Raw genomic sequence first — 15,638 nt, 5'->3', positions numbered from 1 at the left:
TGTTTTGGATTTGGCGCATGGTTGAAGGCGTTCATAAATAATAAAATCCTTTCACTCACTAATGAGGAAAGGATGATTTCTTTGCACCTTTCACTCTTATCAATCAGGGAAAATCCCTGTCTCAGGTTGGGCACCTTTTCAATAAGTGTTACATCTCTATCTTATTGAGGTTGCCGGGTTTCATAGGGCCTGACCCCTCCACCAGCTCGGGATAAGAGTATCCGTTCAATTTTTCATCATACGCACTCCCTATAGGAAAGTCAACAAAAAACTGTGTGAATCCCTACACAAAAAAATCACTATTCAGGTGACGTATTAGTGTAGACTATTTGATTTAATGTGTTATACTAATTCACATATTAGCATTCCGTTAGTACGGAAAATCTATTTAAGGATGGTATTCAACCTATGCAATCGATCGATACAAAAAGCGCAATTCAGTCTTTATTATCGGGAGACCAAGTCCATACACAGCTTTCAGTAGCTCAGCTTGTTGAACAAGCCATAGCTCGTGGAGAAGGCACTTTGACTTCAACTGGCGCACTTCGCGCAGAAACTGGAAAGTATACGGGGCGTTCCCCAGAAGATAAATATATGGTCGATGAAGACATTTCTCGCGACAAGGTTGATTGGGGTTCTGTAAACCGTCCAATCTCTAAAGAAATCTTCCAAAACCTTTATGCAAAAGTAATTGATTACCTACAAACAAAAGATGCTCTTTTCCTATTTAAAGGATTTGCAGGAGCAGACAAAGATTCTCGCTTACCAATCCAAGTAATCAATGAGTATGCATGGCACAACCTATTCGCTCACCAGTTGTTCATCCGTCCAACTGCTGAAGAGCTTGCCTCTCACAATGCAGAATTCACGATTGTAAGTGCACCTACTTTCAAAGCAGATCCAGCTGTTGATGGCACAAACTCTGAGACGTTCATCATGGTATCTATGGAAGAGCGAATCGTTTTGATTGGCGGTACAGAATACGCTGGTGAAATGAAAAAATCGATCTTCGGTATCATGAACTACTTACTTCCTGAACAAGGAATTCTTCCAATGCACTGTTCTGCAAACGTTGGTGAAGAAGGCGATGTTGCTTTGTTCTTCGGTCTATCTGGAACAGGAAAAACAACATTGTCTGCCGACAAAGGCCGTAAGCTAATCGGTGATGACGAGCACGGTTGGTCAGATACGGGCGTCTTCAATATGGAAGGCGGTTGCTATGCAAAATGTATCAACTTGACGGAAGAAAACGAACCAGAGATCTTCAATGCGATCAAATTCGGTACAGTTCTTGAAAACGTAGTGATTGATGAAGAGACTCGTGAAGCAGATTATGATGACAATTCATTAACTGAAAACACACGTGCTGCTTACCCAATCGACTTTATAGAGAATATCATGGTACCATCTGTAGCAGGTCACCCTAAAACGATTGTGTTCTTGACTGCAGATGCATTCGGCGTATTGCCTCCAATCTCTAAATTAACGAAAGAACAAGCTATGTACCACTTCTTAAGTGGTTTCACTTCAAAACTTGCAGGTACAGAGCGTGGGATTACAAGCCCACAACCAGTATTCTCAACTTGCTTCGGTTCTCCATTCCTTCCACTTCCAGCGTCTGTGTATGCTGAAATGCTAGGACAAAAAATCGACGAGCACGGAGTGAATGTTTACTTAGTCAACACAGGTTGGACTGGCGGAGAGTACGGCGTTGGTACGCGTATGAAACTGTCTTACACACGTGCTATGGTTCGTGCTGCAATCGACGGTAAACTTGATAATGTAGAAACAGAGCAAGGTTCTGTATTCGGTGTAGCGATTCCGAAAGAAGTTCCAGGTGTTCCAAGTGATGTTCTGAACCCACGCAATGCATGGGCAGATAAAGACGCTTATGACAAAAAAGCAAAAGAGCTTGCTGACAGCTTCCGCGAAAACTTCAAAAAATTCGCAGGCGTATCTGAAGAGATTATCTCTAAAGGCGGCCCTATCATCTAATAGTAAACAACAAACAAGGCCTACTCGCCATGAGTGGGCCTTGTTTTTATTTTCCAGTTCCTTGCAGATGAAATCATGATTCAAGTTGAAGAAATTCTACTCTATGCAGAAGAAACACAGCTTGATGTTGAAGAAAACCCTCTCCCCACCGATGAACGCCCGCTCATTCCTACTGCTCGCGCATCCACTCAAGTGCTTCACGTAAAATCTTGCGGTTTAGAGGGTCCGGAACAAAGTGATGATGGTCCTTCAAATAGCGCGTCTCTACTTGTTTCCCTTTTTCTTTCAACCCATCCTCTAACAGAGTGGCATGCTCAAATCCCACATTTTCATCTTGCTCACCGTGAATGATCAAAACAGGACACTGAATGTCATTAAGATGCTGTAACGCATCACGAGAATCGAATGCCTCTGCCGCTGTATTCGGAGAACCTCCATAGATTCGCTTCATCATGCGCCTCATATCAACCCGTTCTTTATATGTGAGATAAATCGATGAAACTCCACCCCATGTCACTATGGATGTCACATTTGGACGTTTACTACCCGCCCAGAGCGCCATGATGCCTCCCCTACTAAAAGCGAACAAATGAATCCGGTCATAGCCTATTGAACTCAATATATCCACTGCTCCGTATGCGTCTTGTCGATCGTCACCAACGAATTCATCTTTGCCTTCGCCTCCAAAAGAGCCTCTATAATGCGGAGCAAAAACGGCGAATCCTTGACTAGCAATCTGTGCTATACGAGCCTGCCGAACTTTTCCGATTTGGTTAATGCCGCCGCGTAGATAAACGATTGCTTCTTTTGCCTCACCTTTAGGTAGCGCTAGCCAGCCTTTCACATAATAGTCATCAGAATGATACGTTACTTCTTGAATCGTGACACCACTATGCGGACTTGGAATCTTGTGACTCGCGACAATGGGGAAACGTCGCTTTAATTCCGTCACTAGTGTAGTCATCCCTTCGTCTCGCATATAGAAACTTTTGTCTGGATGACGTTCAATGTCGCGCAGTCGCAACCATTGTCTCCCTGCAGTTTCAAATTCTGATTGGAACGGTTCTTCAGAAGCAAATCGTGCTAGAAAGACAGTTTTTACAAACGATGCTTCTCCTTCGACTTGATAAGCTGCAAACGGCTGTACATCTTGAATACGTACGCCCGTCTCTTCGAACACTTCACGATGGGCTGCTTCTTCAAGCGTCTCTCCTCGTTCAACTTTGCCACCGGGAAATTCAATTCCTCTCTTTGGATGTTTTGTGACAAGGTAATCGGCTCCTCTTTTTACGATGACCAATACATGCTTGGAGGGAATACTAAAGTCCTTTAAATCAAGTGAGAGGGTCACTGGGGTTCCCGTGGTATCTTCAAATGTAATCATAAAATCACGCCTTTCATTACGTTCAGTATAGCAAAAAGCGTGTGCGAAAATTTCGCACACGCTCTGGATTCATTATTCGTTTGTATCACCTAAGAATGCGTTTAGCATCCATTGATGCTTTTCAATGCTCTGATAGACGGCGTTCAAAAGATCTTCTGTCATATCGTCTTCATCTTTTGCTGCTTCATCCATCCCTTTTTTCAAGGATTTCATGATAGTATCAAAATCTTTTACAATCGTAGCTACCATCTGATCTGTGGATTCTTTACCTGTCGCTTCTTTAACTACAGACAATTCGAGATGTTCTTTTAGTGTTGCTGTAGGTTTTCCACCTAGAGTCAATAAACGTTCTGCAATTTCATCCATGTGTAAGGTCGCTTCATTATAAAGCTCTTCAAATTTCGCATGTAATGTAAAGAATGCCGGACCTTTAACGTACCAGTGGTAGTTATGTAACTTCGTGTACATCACGGACCAAGTGGCCACCTGTTTGTTTAATTCTTTATTGAGTGCTGCTGACATGTTCATCTCTCCTTTTAAGTCGTTGTACTATTTATCTTCCCATTTTTAGAGTAAACTAAACATCATGAGGTGAACGAAATGAAACAACTGTTTATCGTCTTGATTCGATTTTATCAGAAAGCGATATCTCCTTTGACTCCACCAAGTTGTCGTTTTTATCCCACGTGTTCACACTACGGAGTAGAAGCACTTCAGAAACACGGCGCTATTAAAGGCGGATACCTGACTGTACGACGCATCTTAAAATGTCATCCATTTCACGAGGGCGGAATCGATCCCGTTCCTGACGACTGGCCACCAAAAAAATAATTTGGTGGTTTTTTGTTGCTTTCTTTTTGAAATGCTTGTATGATAAGAAAGTCATTTTATAAAACGTAACGATTACTATTTAGGAGGAAGTTATGAAAAAGATTTTATTCCCTCTCGCTCTTGTCTCAGCTTTAACTTTAGCCGCTTGTAGTTCAGAGGAAGGAACTTCAAATGAATCACAATCTCAAAATGCTAGTTCAGGAGAGCCGCTTTCTATTTATACAACAGTTTATCCACTTGAATATTTTACTGAGCGAATCGGTGGCGATTTAGTAACTGTTCAATCTGTTTATCCTCCTGGAGCCGATGAACATACTTTTGAACCTTCTCAGCAAGATATGATTAAATTTGCTGAAGCGGATAAGTTGTTTGCTATTGGCCTTGGGCTTGAAAGTTTTATTCCAAGTGCAAAAGAGACTTTAGCAAATCAAAATGTAGAAATCGTCGAACTTGCTGACTTCATTTCCGATGACTCTCTTCTTGAAGAAGAACACGCTGAAGAAGGCCATTCTGAAGAAGAACACGCTGAAGAAACAGATTCTCATGCGGGTCATGATCACGGAGCACTAGATCCACATCTTTGGATTTCACCTACATTAAGCGCTGAATTGTCTAAGTCGATTCTTAATGAATTGATTGAAGCATCCCCAGAAAATGAAGAAGAATTTACAGCGAATTTTGAAGCACTAGAAGCGGATCTCGCTGATTTAGATGAATCATTTAAAACAATGGTCAGTGAAGCGGATCGTGATACCTTCTTCGTCTCTCACGCAGCATTTGGTTACTGGGTAAAAGATTACGGATTGCAACAAATAGCAGTAGCTGGTCTTTCGACTCAAGATGAGCCATCTCAAAAAGAGTTGGCTGCTATTGTAGATCAAGCAAAAGAGCAGAACATCTCGTACATTTTGACAGAACAAAATGTCTCATCTAAACTCACTGATATTATTCGTACGGAAGTTGGAGCAGAAACTCTTCCACTTCACAATTTAGGTGTATTGACAGATGAAGATATCGACAATGGAGACGATTATTTAACGCTGATGGAGCGGAATATCGAAACTCTAAAAACAGCATTAAACGACTAAAGGAGAAGTAGGCAAACGCCTACTTCCCCTTTTTTTATAACCACTTCTTCAATTCTCTTCGAATCAATTTATTTGAAGCATTGCGAGGTAACTGCTCGACTACTCGAATTACTTTTGGGTGTTTGTACTTGGCCAAATGTTGCTCAAGGTAGGAATCCAGTTCCGGCAACACTTCTCCGAATCGGAGAACGACAAACGCAACAGGAACTTGTCCCCAACGTTCGTCTGGTTGCCCTATAACCCCTGCTTCTTGAATACTCGGATGCCCCATCAACACTTGTTCAATTTCAGCAGGATAGACATTCTCTCCACCAGAAACAATCAAATCAGATCGGCGATCTAAAATATAGAGATACCCTTCTTCATCGATTCGGCCTATGTCTCCTGTCTTTAACCACCCATCATCCGTTACTGGATCTAAACTAGTGGCTGCTCCAACATACCCTGGAGTCACGTGAGGTCCTCGAACCCACACCTCTCCCTCTGACTCGCCATCAATACGAACCTCTGCAAAGAATAGAGGCTTTCCTGCAGAGCCAATTTTTCGAATCGCATCTTCAGCGAGTAATGTACATGTCTGACTAGAAGTTTCCGTCATCCCATATGTTTGCACGACGGGAAACCCATTCGATTGTGCTTGTTCCAAGTAACTAGCCGGCACGGGTCCACCACCTGCTAATACAGTTCGAAACGTTGAAGGAATCGGAAACGGCTGCTGCTCGTATTGCTCAAGAAGTTGTCCTAGCATCGTCGTCACAACGGAAAGATGGCTGATTCCGTCACACTCGATCGCCTCTAGTATCGCTTTAGGTTCAAAACGAGTGTGTAGCTGTAAAGCAGAACCATAGATGAGAGACCTCATAATCATCGAAAAACCGCTGATGTGATACAAAGGCATGACACATAACCATTTGTCTTCTGGGAGCACACCTGATGAAAGCGCAGAACCGAGAGCACTGGACATATGATTTTCTAGCGTCTGTCGGACCCCTTTTGGTCGTCCGGTAGTTCCGGATGTATACATGATAGAAATCGTTCTGTCAGGACTCCATTGTCCTTGTATAGTAAAAGGCACCGGCTCCTTAGCCTCTACATCATCAAACAACAACACATTGTCTAAGTGTCCTCGTTCAGCGGATTCTGTTAGCGTCACACGAACTTCCGCATCTTGCTGCTGGTACAAGAACTCTTCTTTAGAAAGGCGATCATTGAAAAGAACTAGTTCACACTCTTTTGCCATCGCAGCTAAAAGGAAGAAGTAGAGAGACTCGCTGTTTTTCGTCCAGAAGCCAATTCTTTCGCCTGACCGTACTGGAAGCTTTTCTGAAATAGCTAGAGCTCGCTCAAAGACTTCACTCCAGGTCCAAGTCTTCCCGTTCATTTCAAAAGCAACTCGGCTTGGTGTTAAAGCGACTCGTTTCTGAAGTAAGTTTGGATACATCCACATTCACCCTTTCATTAGAAAAAGAAAAGCTGCCCCATAGGACAGCTAGATGTGTTGAATCAAGGGAAGCGTGGGAATTGACCGAAGTCAGGCTTGCGCTTTTCTTTGAAAGCGTCACGACCTTCTTTTGCCTCATCCGTTGTGTAGTAAAGAAGTGTAGCGTCTCCAGCCATTTGTTGAAGACCCGCAAGACCGTCTGTGTCTGCGTTCATAGCTGCTTTCAAGAAACGTAGAGCTGTCGGAGACATCTCAAGCATCTCTTCACACCATTTTACTGTTTCGTCTTCAAGTTGCTCGTATGGTACCACTGTGTTGACTAGGCCCATATCCAGTGCTTGTTGTGCGTCGTATTGACGGCATAAGTACCAGATTTCACGTGCTTTCTTATGACCAACGATACGAGCCAAGTAACCAGAACCGTATCCAGCGTCAAATGAACCAACGCGAGGACCTGTTTGACCAAAACGAGCATTGTCAGCAGCAATAGTCAGGTCACATACAACATGAAGGACGTGTCCACCACCGATGGCATATCCTGAAACCATGGCTACAACTGGTTTTGGAATAACACGAATCAGACGTTGAAGATCTAATACGTTCAGACGTGGGATTTCGTCGTCTCCAACGTAACCACCGTGGCCACGCACAGACTGGTCTCCACCTGAACAGAAAGCTTTCTCGCCTTCTCCAGTTAAAATGATCACACCGATATCTTTGTTATCACGAGCGCGTGAGAACGCGTCGATCAATTCGTTTACCGTCTTTGGTCGAAATGCATTGCGCACTTCCGGACGGTTGATTGTAATTTTTGCGATTCCGTTGAAGAATTCATACTTGATATCTTCGTATGTACGGAGTGATTTCCATTCTCTTGTCATGTTAGTTCCTCCTTAAAAGTACATCCTCTATTATTGTAGCAAAGATTCTCGGATTTTCCACTTGAATCGCATGGCCCGCATTAGGCACCACTACACGCTCCGAGTGTTTTAGTAATTTATGCATCGCTTCACCAATACCGACGAATTTGGTATCTTGCTCTCCAACGATTAGTGTGACAGGTCCGGAATAAGTTCCTAGCCTCTCCCAGTAACTCGGCATCTTCCCCGTACTAAATTGCTCCAAGCTCTGAGAAAGCGGTAGTGGCTGATGCTGAAGTCGTTCTTTACGAACTCGTCGTTTGACGTCATCCGGCAGAGATTGTTGCGTTGCGAACAAAGGAATCTGCTCCCAGTAGGATACAAACTCTTCTATTCCATTCTCACGAATGCTCTCCGCTAGCTTCCTATCGGCTTCAGCACGCATTTTTCGCTCATCGAGACTTTGAATGCCTGGAGAGGCGCTCACCAAAATCAGCTGCTTTACGGGATAAGTCATGGCATATCCAATCGCCAAGCGCCCCCCCATCGAATAGCCGAGGAGTGCTGCGTCTTCGAGATGGTTTTGAGTGATAAATTCCCGAAGCCATTCAATCTGCGATTCCATAGACAAATCTTCTAAAAGCATAGGCTTTTTGCCATGACCTGGAAGTAACGGCGCAATGACCTCGATCTCAGATGAAAGATACGGAATTACAGACTCAAAAGAACACTCAGACCCTGTGAAACCATGGAGCATAATGACTTGTTCCGTACCACTAGCGTTCCATCGTTGAAAATTCACATCACCTGTCATGCGAGTTCCAACTTTCTGCAACTTGCTTCCAAAGCGCCCGGTGAGCATCCGTATTAGTTGGACGATGAGTCATCACTTCTAAAATCCGAAGCCCTTGTGTAGGTTGTGCGATGAGTTCAGCAAGATGTTCTTTAGAGGTCACCGCACTGTAGGAAAGCCCGTACATTTCCGCAAGCTTGTCAAATTTTAAACCACTTGCCGTACCAAAAAGCGTTTCATAATGATCTGGGATGGTTGCTTGTGGCAGATAGGAGAAGATGCCTCCCCCATCATTGTTCATAACAACAAATGTCCCTTCGACGTGCTGATAGCGGCTGAGTAGAAGAGCATTTGCATCATGTAACATCGCCAAGTCTCCAATCAATAAAACGAGTGGTCGCTGAGTTGCTTTTTGTGCTCCAAGAGCTGTCGATGCTACACCGTCGATACCATTCGTTCCTCTATTGGCAAGTACCTGAACACCACTCGGCTTCGCTTGCAAGAACGTATCGACATCCCGAATTGGCATGCTGCTACTAGCAAAAAGTAAGGTATCCTCAGGTAGGTAATCTAAAAGAGTCGCTACATAAGCCCCTTCATCAGCCTGCTGTTCTTTATATAGAGTAATCAAATCACGAACTTGTTGATTCCAACTGCTCCATTTCGTGATGGTTTGATGCTCGGAAGCTTGAGTCACTTCTATCTCCTGAAGTGCAGCAGCATCCCCTATAACAAGCTCTGTTGTGAGTCCAAGTGAATCGCGAAAGCGCGCTGCAGAATCTATAGAGACGACCGCTCGAGGCGCACTCTCTTTTAAAAAGATTCCTAAGAATTTTGAGACAGGCTGTGCTCCTATTCGAATGACAGCATCGGGTTTTAAAGCCTCATAACATGCCTTGTTCTTCAACATCCCATCGTAATTTTCAATGAGTAGCTGGTGCAATAGATTGTTTTTAGTCGTTCTTAAATTCGAGAGCGGGTCGCAAAGGACCGGCCAACCGAGTCTTGTTAAAAAATCTTCTACTGCGTTTCGGTCTGTTGAAGTAAACTCTCCAACGATAACAATGCCACGGTGAGAGTCATGAAGAAGACTGGTCAACTCTTCTTTGTCTTGTTCAGACAGACGCTGTTCAGGGAAGCGAATTGTCTTTGGATTTCTTTTATCTGGTTTTACCTCTAAATCAATAAGTAATGGCTCGCGGAACGGCATGTTTACGTGGACAGGTCCTTTAGGTGCCTGCATCGATTCTGCGACCACACGAACCGTCTGTTGGTAAACAAATGGTTCTGTAGCTTCATAACTATCCGCTAAAGGATAATCGAACGTCCATTTCACATGGTCCCCATATAATTTCACTTGATCGATAGTTTGAGGTGCTCCTACTTGTCTTAGCTCGTGAGGGCGGTCTGCTGTCACAACAAGTAAAGGGATTCGAGCGTAATAAGCCTCTACAATTGCTGGGAAATAGTTTGCTGCGGCAGAACCGGATGTACACACAAGAACTACCGGCTTTTCTGAAGCTTTAGCAAGTCCCAAAGCGTAAAACCCAGCAGAACGCTCGTCTACTTGAATAGACACTTTAAAATCTGGATCGGATACTACACCATAGGCTAGTGGTGTCGAACGAGATCCAGGACTTATAACGACATGCTCGACTCCGTAGTCTTTCAGACCAGATAAAAATGACCGCACATAGCGAGTCAATGTTTGCTTATAAGTCATTGCGATGTCCCCCTAGCACACGAAGCATCGGACGGAATTTGACATTCGTCTCTTCTAGCTCTGCTAGCGGCTCAGACTCAGATACAATTCCTCCTCCAGCATAAAGCAGCGCTTTTCCTCCTCGAAGAAGCGCTGACCGAATGCCAACAGCAAACTCTCCGTTGTCTTCCGCATCTACAAATCCGATAGGTGCAGCGTAATACCCCCGGTCCATTTGTTCTAGTTCTCGAATCAATTGCACCGCTTCTTTTCTTGGTGTTCCACCTAGTGCAGGAGTGGGGTGAAGAGCATCGACAAACGAGAACAAGTCCATTCCAGGAGCCGCCTGCCCTTGAATCGGAGTAAAGAGATGCTGGATATCACGGACCTTTAAGAGCTTTGGATGATTTGGAATTGTGACATCTTTGCACAATGGTTCAATCACATCACGAATCATAGAAACAACAAACTCATGTTCTTCTAAATTCTTTTCGTCTGTTAGTAGCGCCGTCCCTAAGCGTTGATCTTCACCAACATCTTTACCTCGACGAACTGACCCCGCAACCCCTGCTGAGTACACAGTTCCTTGTTCTTTTCGAATGAGACGTTCAGGTGTCGCACCTAAGAAAGTGGAACTGCCATTCTCCAGAACAAAAATATAGCTTTCCGGCTGCTCTTGAAGAGCATAATAGAGCGCAGCTCCAGAAGAGACCGGTTCTTCAAAGTCGAGTTCGATAGACCTTGAAATTACTACTTTATCTACTTTCCCAGAGGCAATTTCTTTTTTAACGGAACGAACAGCAGCTAAATAGTCAGGGACATTACGTTCCACTTTTTCAATTACGTTTGCTTTTTCAAATAAAGGACGTTCTTGGACTTGTGCCATATGCAGAAGTCGGTCACGCTCTGTTCGTAATTGATCAAAGCGGCTCGACATATCCGACCGCTCTGACAAACAGTTGATGGACAATTTGATAGATTCATTTTTAATTTCAAGTTGGAACTGAGGAACAACAAAAAACGCAGCAGAAAAAGCCGCCCACTCCCCTGTGACTACATGGAGTGGATCAAATGAAAATCCACCAAATAAAATAGGTGCTTGATCCATTTTCTCTTTCACTACGACTTGTTTTAAGCGATTCCATTCAGATTGGATGGTAGCTATTCGATTGTCATCGCTCGACTTCAATACGACAGCATGTCCGAGTCCTACAATCGTATGGGTCTTTTCTCGATTTTGCCAAAATAGGCGTTGCCCTTCGTAAAGCCTTTCCCCAGCTTCAAAAAACGCAATTGGAGAGATGCCCTCTGAATCAATTGTTTCTGTATAGAGATATTCCGTTCTTGTTGTAGAATGCACTTGTTTTGCCATTTGTTAAACCTCCGTGACTTTACACTTCACACTACATTTATTTTACTCCTTTCACGGAAAGCACGCACACTTTAGACTTATAAAATTCTTAGAGGATTCTTAAATGTAAGCTTTTATAACATCAAATAAAAATAATGGTTGATTTTTCTGAAAATACGATTTATGATGTTATATATTCTAACATTGGAGGTGCTACCATGAAAAAAATTGAAGCAATCGTCCGTCCTGATGTCTTTCCTACTATTCGTCAAGCTTTGGCTCTACATGGAATTGATGGATTTAGTGTGAGTGAAGTAGCAGGTATCGGAAAGCAAGAGGGTCGTACTGGACTGTTTCGAGGCAATAAATACGAAATGGAGTTTCATACGAAATTGAAGATTGAAATGGTCGTCGATGATTCTGAGGTGGCAGCTCTTACTGATCTGATTTTGGAGACGGCTTCAACTGGAAAAGTAGGAGACGGTAAAATTTTCATTATACCTGTAGAAGAAGCTATTCGTATTCGAACAAAAGAAACCGGCGCTATCGCTGTACACTAAGGAGGAAACCGAATGACAAACGAACTTTTACTTTCATCTATCAATATGCTCTGGATCATCATTGGTACTATCCTTGTCTTCTTTATGCATGCTGGTTTTGCAATGGTCGAATCAGGCTTCACTCGATCTAAAAACACCGTGAACATTTTAATGAAGAACTTTATCACGGTATCTATTGCTTCTATTCTTTATTTTGTAGTTGGGTATGCGTTGATGTTCGGGGAGTCCTTCCAAGGCATTATTGGAACTTCAGGATTCGCATTGTTCGGCGTAGATGACATCGCATTCTTCGTCTTCCAAGCGGTATTTGCCGCTACATCGGCTACCATCATCTCAGGAGCCGTAGCAGAACGTATGAAGCTCTCTGCGTACTTTATTTTGACCATAGTAGTCGTGACAGTAATTTACCCTGTAGTAGGTCACTGGGTATGGGCTGGAGGCTGGTTGTCGCAGTTAGGCTTTATTGATTTTGCAGGTTCCACTGTAGTCCATTTAACAGGAGCTGTAGGGGCTTTAGTAGCTGCAGCATTACTCGGGCCTCGCATTGGAAAGTACACTGGGAAAAAAGTAAATGTCATCCCAGGTCATAGCATTCCTCTAGGTGCGCTTGGCGTATTCATCCTTTGGTTAGGTTGGTTCGGATTTAACGGAGCCAGTACGTTAGCTGCGGATCCCGAAACCGTTCCTTCGATTATTACAAATACTCTTTTAGCAGCTTCTGCTGGTGTAGTGTCCACTGCCCTTTATACAAAGTTACGGTACCGTCAAATTGATGCTTCTCTAACTTTAAACGGAGCTTTAAGCGGGTTGGTAGGAATCACTGCTGGTGCAGCAAATGTCTCCCTCCCTTCTGCCATTGCTATTGGATTTATTGCAGGTATTGTTATGACTGAAGGAATTCGACTATTGGATGCGAAGCTTCGTGTAGATGACCCAGTTGGTGCGATCACAGTTCACGGAATTATAGGAGTTTGGGGAACGCTTGCTGTAGGACTATTCGATACGTCTGCCGGTCTATTTACGACAGGGAGCATCCAATTACTTGGCATACAAGCCATCGGGATTGTAGCTGTCATTCTGTGGGTGGCTAGCACTTCATTCGCAGTGGTCTATATCACGAAAGTGACTATTGGTATACGAGTATCGGAAGAAGAAGAAATGACAGGACTTGATTATGTAGAGCACGGAACAAGTGCTTATGAGGTCCGCGAGACATACGGTGCTGCTTTCGATCGAACAGAACCATTTGCTCAACGATTAACGGAACTAGGAAAATCGTATACGTAAGACTTAAGGGGTTCGCCATTATAGCGAACCCCCATTTAGTGTCTTAATAGCCTATTTTAATATACAAAAAAACACGTTCTTCGAAGATCGAAGAACGTGTTTTGCGATGACCCCTACGGGATTCGAACCCGTGTTACCGCCGTGAAAGGGCGGTGTCTTAACCGCTTGACCAAGGGGCCAATGCATGATGGCGGAGAAGGAGGGATTTGAACCCTCGCGCCGGTTGCCCGACCTACACCCTTAGCAGGGGCGCCTCTTCAGCCACTTGAGTACTTCCCCATCAATGGCTCCGAAGGCAGGACTCGAACCTGCGACCTGCCGGTTAACAGCCGGATGCTCTACCAACTGAGCTACTTCGGAATACACATGGTGGGCCTAAATGGACTCGAACCATCGACCTCACGCTTATCAGGCGTGCGCTCTAACCAGCTGAGCTATAGGCCCATTTGGAGCGGGTGAAGGGAATCGAACCCTCATCACCAGCTTGGAAGGCTGGGGTTTTACCACTAAACTACACCCGCAAATGGTGGCTCAGGACGGAATCGAACCGCCGACACAAGGATTTTCAGTCCTTTGCTCTACCAACTGAGCTACTGAGCCGATTATGTATTCTTTTTTTAAAAAAAATGGCGGTCCCGACGGGAATCGAACCCGCGATCTCCTGCGTGACAGGCAGGCATGTTAACCGCTACACCACGGGACCATTGGTTGCGGGGGCAGGATTTGAACCTGCGACCTTCGGGTTATGAGCCCGACGAGCTACCGAGCTGCTCCACCCCGCGACAATACTATGAAATTCTTTAAGAAAAAATGGAGGAGGTAGAGGGATTCGAACCCCCGCGCGGTTTGACCCGCCTGTCGGTTTTCAAGACCGATCCCTTCAGCCGGACTTGGGTATACCTCCGCTGTATGACTATACTGGTGGACCTTGCAGGACTCGAACCTGCGACCGGACGGTTATGAGCCGTCTGCTCTAACCAACTGAGCTAAAGGTCCTTAAGATGGCGGCCGAGGGGATCGAACCCCCGACCTCACGGGTATGAACCGTACGCTCTAGCCAGCTGAGCTAGGCCGCCATAATAAGTATAAGATTAAATTGGTGGAGCCTAGCGGGATCGAACCGCTGACCTCCTGCGTGCAAGGCAGGCGCTCTCCCAGCTGAGCTAAGGCCCCAATTTGTAAATGGTCGAGAAGACAGGATTCGAACCTGCGACCCCTTGGTCCCAAACCAAGTGCTCTACCAAGCTGAGCTACTTCTCGTATTATGGCGCGCCCGGCAGGAGTCGAACCCACAACCTTCTGATCCGTAGTCAGACGCTCTATCCAATTGAGCTACGGGCGCATTTTTTTATGTATAAGTGGTGCCGAGGACCGGAATCGAACCGGTACGGTAGTCACCTACCGCAGGATTTTAAGTCCTGTGCGTCTGCCAGTTCCGCCACCCCGGCAGGGGCATTACAAAATAATGGAGCGGAAGACGAGGTTCGAACTCGCGACCCCCACCTTGGCAAGGTGGTGTTCTACCACTGAACTACTTCCGCATGGTATAGATGTTATATGAAAATGGTGCGGGTGAAGGGAGTCGAACCCCCACGCCTTGCGGCGCTAGATCCTAAGTCTAGTGCGTCTGCCAGTTCCGCCACACCCGCATGTTCATATAAATGGTGAGCCATGAAGGACTCGAACCTTCGACCCTCTGATTAAAAGTCAGATGCTCTACCAACTGAGCTAATGGCTCTCTATAGTGGTGCCGGCGAAAGGACTTGAACCCTCAACCTACTGATTACAAGTCAGTTGCTCTACCAGTTGAGCTACACCGGCACTTCAAGAGAAAAATAAATGGTGGAGGATGACGGGATCGAACCGCCGACCCCCTGCTTGTAAGGCAGGTGCTCTCCCAGCTGAGCTAATCCTCCATTGCCTAGCGACGTCCTACTCTCACAGGGGGAGACCCCCAACTACCATCGGCGCTGAAGAGCTTAACTTCCGTGTTCGGTATGGGAACGGGTGTGACCTCTTCGCCATCATCACTAGACTGGCTTATTAAGTTTGAAAGACATGGTTTATTATATCAAACCCACCCGGTATTACAAGTGTTTTTTCAATAATTTTTGTTCTCTCAAAACTGGATAGAACTCCATTGATTTGTGTCGAGTTCCGTGACCTAGAAACACGCTCCCAAATCGGCCATACCCAATAAGACGAAGAACGTCTTCTTGTGCACGTCCGATTCACTCGGAGTTTCTTGCGCAGGTCACTTCACTTTTCGTTTTTGGTTAAGTCCTCGATCGATTAGTATTCGTCAGCTCCACACGTCGCCGTGCTTCCACCCCGAACCTATCTACC

Annotated in this window: 12 protein-coding genes, 20 tRNA genes, 1 rRNA gene and 1 riboswitch; of the genes, 5 read left to right on the top strand and 28 right to left on the bottom strand. The window is 44.9% G+C overall.

Annotated features, from left to right (window positions below):
• Positions 1-93: 93 nt before the first annotated feature.
• Positions 94-218: riboswitch (SAM riboswitch) on the bottom strand.
• Between the two features lie 190 nt (positions 219-408).
• Entirely contained in the window at positions 409-1,995 is a 1,587-nt protein-coding gene (gene pckA / locus CF394_RS12380) for a phosphoenolpyruvate carboxykinase (ATP) (protein ID WP_094943988.1), read from the top strand.
• A 169-nt stretch (positions 1,996-2,164) separates the two neighbouring features.
• On the opposite strand, the gene CF394_RS12375 is transcribed toward pckA, so the two are convergent.
• A complete protein-coding gene (locus tag CF394_RS12375; protein WP_094943986.1) occupies positions 2,165-3,379 on the bottom strand; it encodes an NUDIX domain-containing protein in 1,215 nt (404 codons plus the stop codon).
• A gap of 72 nt (positions 3,380-3,451) precedes the next feature.
• On the bottom strand, positions 3,452-3,901 hold the full coding sequence (locus tag CF394_RS12370; protein WP_094943984.1) for a Dps family protein: 450 nt from the start codon (positions 3,899-3,901) through the stop codon (positions 3,452-3,454).
• A 78-nt stretch (positions 3,902-3,979) separates the two neighbouring features.
• Between CF394_RS12370 and yidD the strand changes: the two genes are divergently transcribed.
• Together yidD and CF394_RS12360 are read left to right on the top strand one after the other, a co-directional pair.
• On the top strand, positions 3,980-4,210 hold the full coding sequence (gene yidD, locus CF394_RS12365; RefSeq protein WP_094943982.1) for a membrane protein insertion efficiency factor YidD: 231 nt from the start codon (positions 3,980-3,982) through the stop codon (positions 4,208-4,210).
• Between the two features lie 92 nt (positions 4,211-4,302).
• Positions 4,303-5,298: a metal ABC transporter solute-binding protein, Zn/Mn family gene (locus CF394_RS12360; protein ID WP_094943980.1), complete on the top strand. Its 996-nt coding sequence runs from the start codon at positions 4,303-4,305 to the stop codon at positions 5,296-5,298.
• Between the two features lie 34 nt (positions 5,299-5,332).
• On the opposite strand, the gene menE is transcribed toward CF394_RS12360, so the two are convergent.
• The 5 genes from menE to CF394_RS12335 form a co-directional block, all read right to left on the bottom strand.
• Entirely contained in the window at positions 5,333-6,739 is a 1,407-nt protein-coding gene (gene menE / locus CF394_RS12355) for an o-succinylbenzoate--CoA ligase (protein WP_094943978.1), read from the bottom strand.
• Between the two features lie 62 nt (positions 6,740-6,801).
• Positions 6,802-7,620 (bottom strand): 1,4-dihydroxy-2-naphthoyl-CoA synthase, encoded by an 819-nt coding sequence (gene menB / locus CF394_RS12350; RefSeq protein WP_094943976.1) that lies wholly within the window; start codon positions 7,618-7,620, stop codon positions 6,802-6,804.
• 1 nt (position 7,621) lies between these two features.
• Complete coding sequence (menH, locus tag CF394_RS12345) at positions 7,622-8,413, bottom strand: 2-succinyl-6-hydroxy-2,4-cyclohexadiene-1-carboxylate synthase (RefSeq protein ID WP_165767556.1); 792 nt, start codon at positions 8,411-8,413, stop codon at positions 7,622-7,624.
• Complete coding sequence (menD, locus tag CF394_RS12340; RefSeq protein WP_094943972.1) at positions 8,403-10,115, bottom strand: 2-succinyl-5-enolpyruvyl-6-hydroxy-3-cyclohexene-1-carboxylic-acid synthase; 1,713 nt, start codon at positions 10,113-10,115, stop codon at positions 8,403-8,405. Before menD ends, menH begins: the two co-directional genes overlap by 11 nt.
• A complete protein-coding gene (locus CF394_RS12335; RefSeq protein ID WP_094943970.1) occupies positions 10,105-11,466 on the bottom strand; it encodes an isochorismate synthase in 1,362 nt (453 codons plus the stop codon). Before CF394_RS12335 ends, menD begins: the two co-directional genes overlap by 11 nt.
• Before the next feature lie 197 nt (positions 11,467-11,663).
• On the opposite strand from CF394_RS12335, the gene CF394_RS12330 reads away from it, so the two are divergent.
• Positions 11,664-12,005 (top strand): P-II family nitrogen regulator, encoded by a 342-nt coding sequence (locus CF394_RS12330; protein WP_094943969.1) that lies wholly within the window; start codon positions 11,664-11,666, stop codon positions 12,003-12,005.
• Positions 12,006-12,017: 12 nt separating this feature from the next.
• The gene (locus CF394_RS12325) at positions 12,018-13,292 is read left to right on the top strand and encodes an ammonium transporter (protein WP_094943967.1); all 1,275 of its coding nucleotides are present in this window, start codon (positions 12,018-12,020) and stop codon (positions 13,290-13,292) included.
• 107 nt (positions 13,293-13,399) lie between these two features.
• Here CF394_RS12325 and CF394_RS12320 read toward each other — a convergent pair.
• The 21 genes from CF394_RS12320 to rrf form a co-directional block, all read right to left on the bottom strand.
• Positions 13,400-13,471, bottom strand: a tRNA-Glu gene (locus CF394_RS12320).
• Positions 13,472-13,480: 9 nt separating this feature from the next.
• Positions 13,481-13,571: transfer RNA gene (locus tag CF394_RS12315), tRNA-Ser, on the bottom strand.
• A gap of 5 nt (positions 13,572-13,576) precedes the next feature.
• A tRNA-Asn gene (locus CF394_RS12310) sits at positions 13,577-13,652 on the bottom strand.
• Between the two features lie 7 nt (positions 13,653-13,659).
• Positions 13,660-13,736 (bottom strand) — tRNA-Ile (locus CF394_RS12305).
• Positions 13,737-13,739: 3 nt separating this feature from the next.
• A tRNA-Gly gene (locus tag CF394_RS12300) sits at positions 13,740-13,813 on the bottom strand.
• 3 nt (positions 13,814-13,816) lie between these two features.
• Positions 13,817-13,892: transfer RNA gene (locus tag CF394_RS12295), tRNA-Phe, on the bottom strand.
• A 27-nt stretch (positions 13,893-13,919) separates the two neighbouring features.
• A tRNA-Asp gene (locus CF394_RS12290) sits at positions 13,920-13,995 on the bottom strand.
• A gap of 2 nt (positions 13,996-13,997) precedes the next feature.
• Positions 13,998-14,074: transfer RNA gene (locus tag CF394_RS12285), tRNA-Met, on the bottom strand.
• A 29-nt stretch (positions 14,075-14,103) separates the two neighbouring features.
• A tRNA-Ser gene (locus tag CF394_RS12280) sits at positions 14,104-14,196 on the bottom strand.
• A 15-nt stretch (positions 14,197-14,211) separates the two neighbouring features.
• Positions 14,212-14,288: transfer RNA gene (locus tag CF394_RS12275), tRNA-Ile, on the bottom strand.
• Between the two features lie 6 nt (positions 14,289-14,294).
• Positions 14,295-14,368 (bottom strand) — tRNA-Met (locus tag CF394_RS12270).
• 21 nt (positions 14,369-14,389) lie between these two features.
• A tRNA-Ala gene (locus CF394_RS12265) sits at positions 14,390-14,465 on the bottom strand.
• A 10-nt stretch (positions 14,466-14,475) separates the two neighbouring features.
• Positions 14,476-14,552, bottom strand: a tRNA-Pro gene (locus CF394_RS12260).
• A 5-nt stretch (positions 14,553-14,557) separates the two neighbouring features.
• Positions 14,558-14,634 (bottom strand) — tRNA-Arg (locus tag CF394_RS12255).
• 17 nt (positions 14,635-14,651) lie between these two features.
• Positions 14,652-14,740, bottom strand: a tRNA-Leu gene (locus CF394_RS12250).
• A gap of 18 nt (positions 14,741-14,758) precedes the next feature.
• Positions 14,759-14,833, bottom strand: a tRNA-Gly gene (locus tag CF394_RS12245).
• Between the two features lie 23 nt (positions 14,834-14,856).
• Positions 14,857-14,941 (bottom strand) — tRNA-Leu (locus CF394_RS12240).
• A gap of 13 nt (positions 14,942-14,954) precedes the next feature.
• Positions 14,955-15,030, bottom strand: a tRNA-Lys gene (locus CF394_RS12235).
• 7 nt (positions 15,031-15,037) lie between these two features.
• Positions 15,038-15,113: transfer RNA gene (locus CF394_RS12230), tRNA-Thr, on the bottom strand.
• Between the two features lie 19 nt (positions 15,114-15,132).
• A tRNA-Val gene (locus CF394_RS12225) sits at positions 15,133-15,208 on the bottom strand.
• Positions 15,209-15,211: 3 nt separating this feature from the next.
• Positions 15,212-15,327: ribosomal RNA gene (gene rrf / locus CF394_RS12220) — 5S ribosomal RNA — on the bottom strand.
• Between the last annotated feature and the right edge of the window lie 311 nt (positions 15,328-15,638).

It is taken from the genome of Tetzosporium hominis (genome assembly GCF_002265435.1).
GTDB classification, from domain to species: Bacteria; Bacillota; Bacilli; order Bacillales_A; family Planococcaceae; genus Chryseomicrobium; species Chryseomicrobium hominis.
The sequence above is the reverse complement of the archived record's forward strand: the minus strand, read 5'-3'. Positions and strand labels throughout refer to the sequence as shown.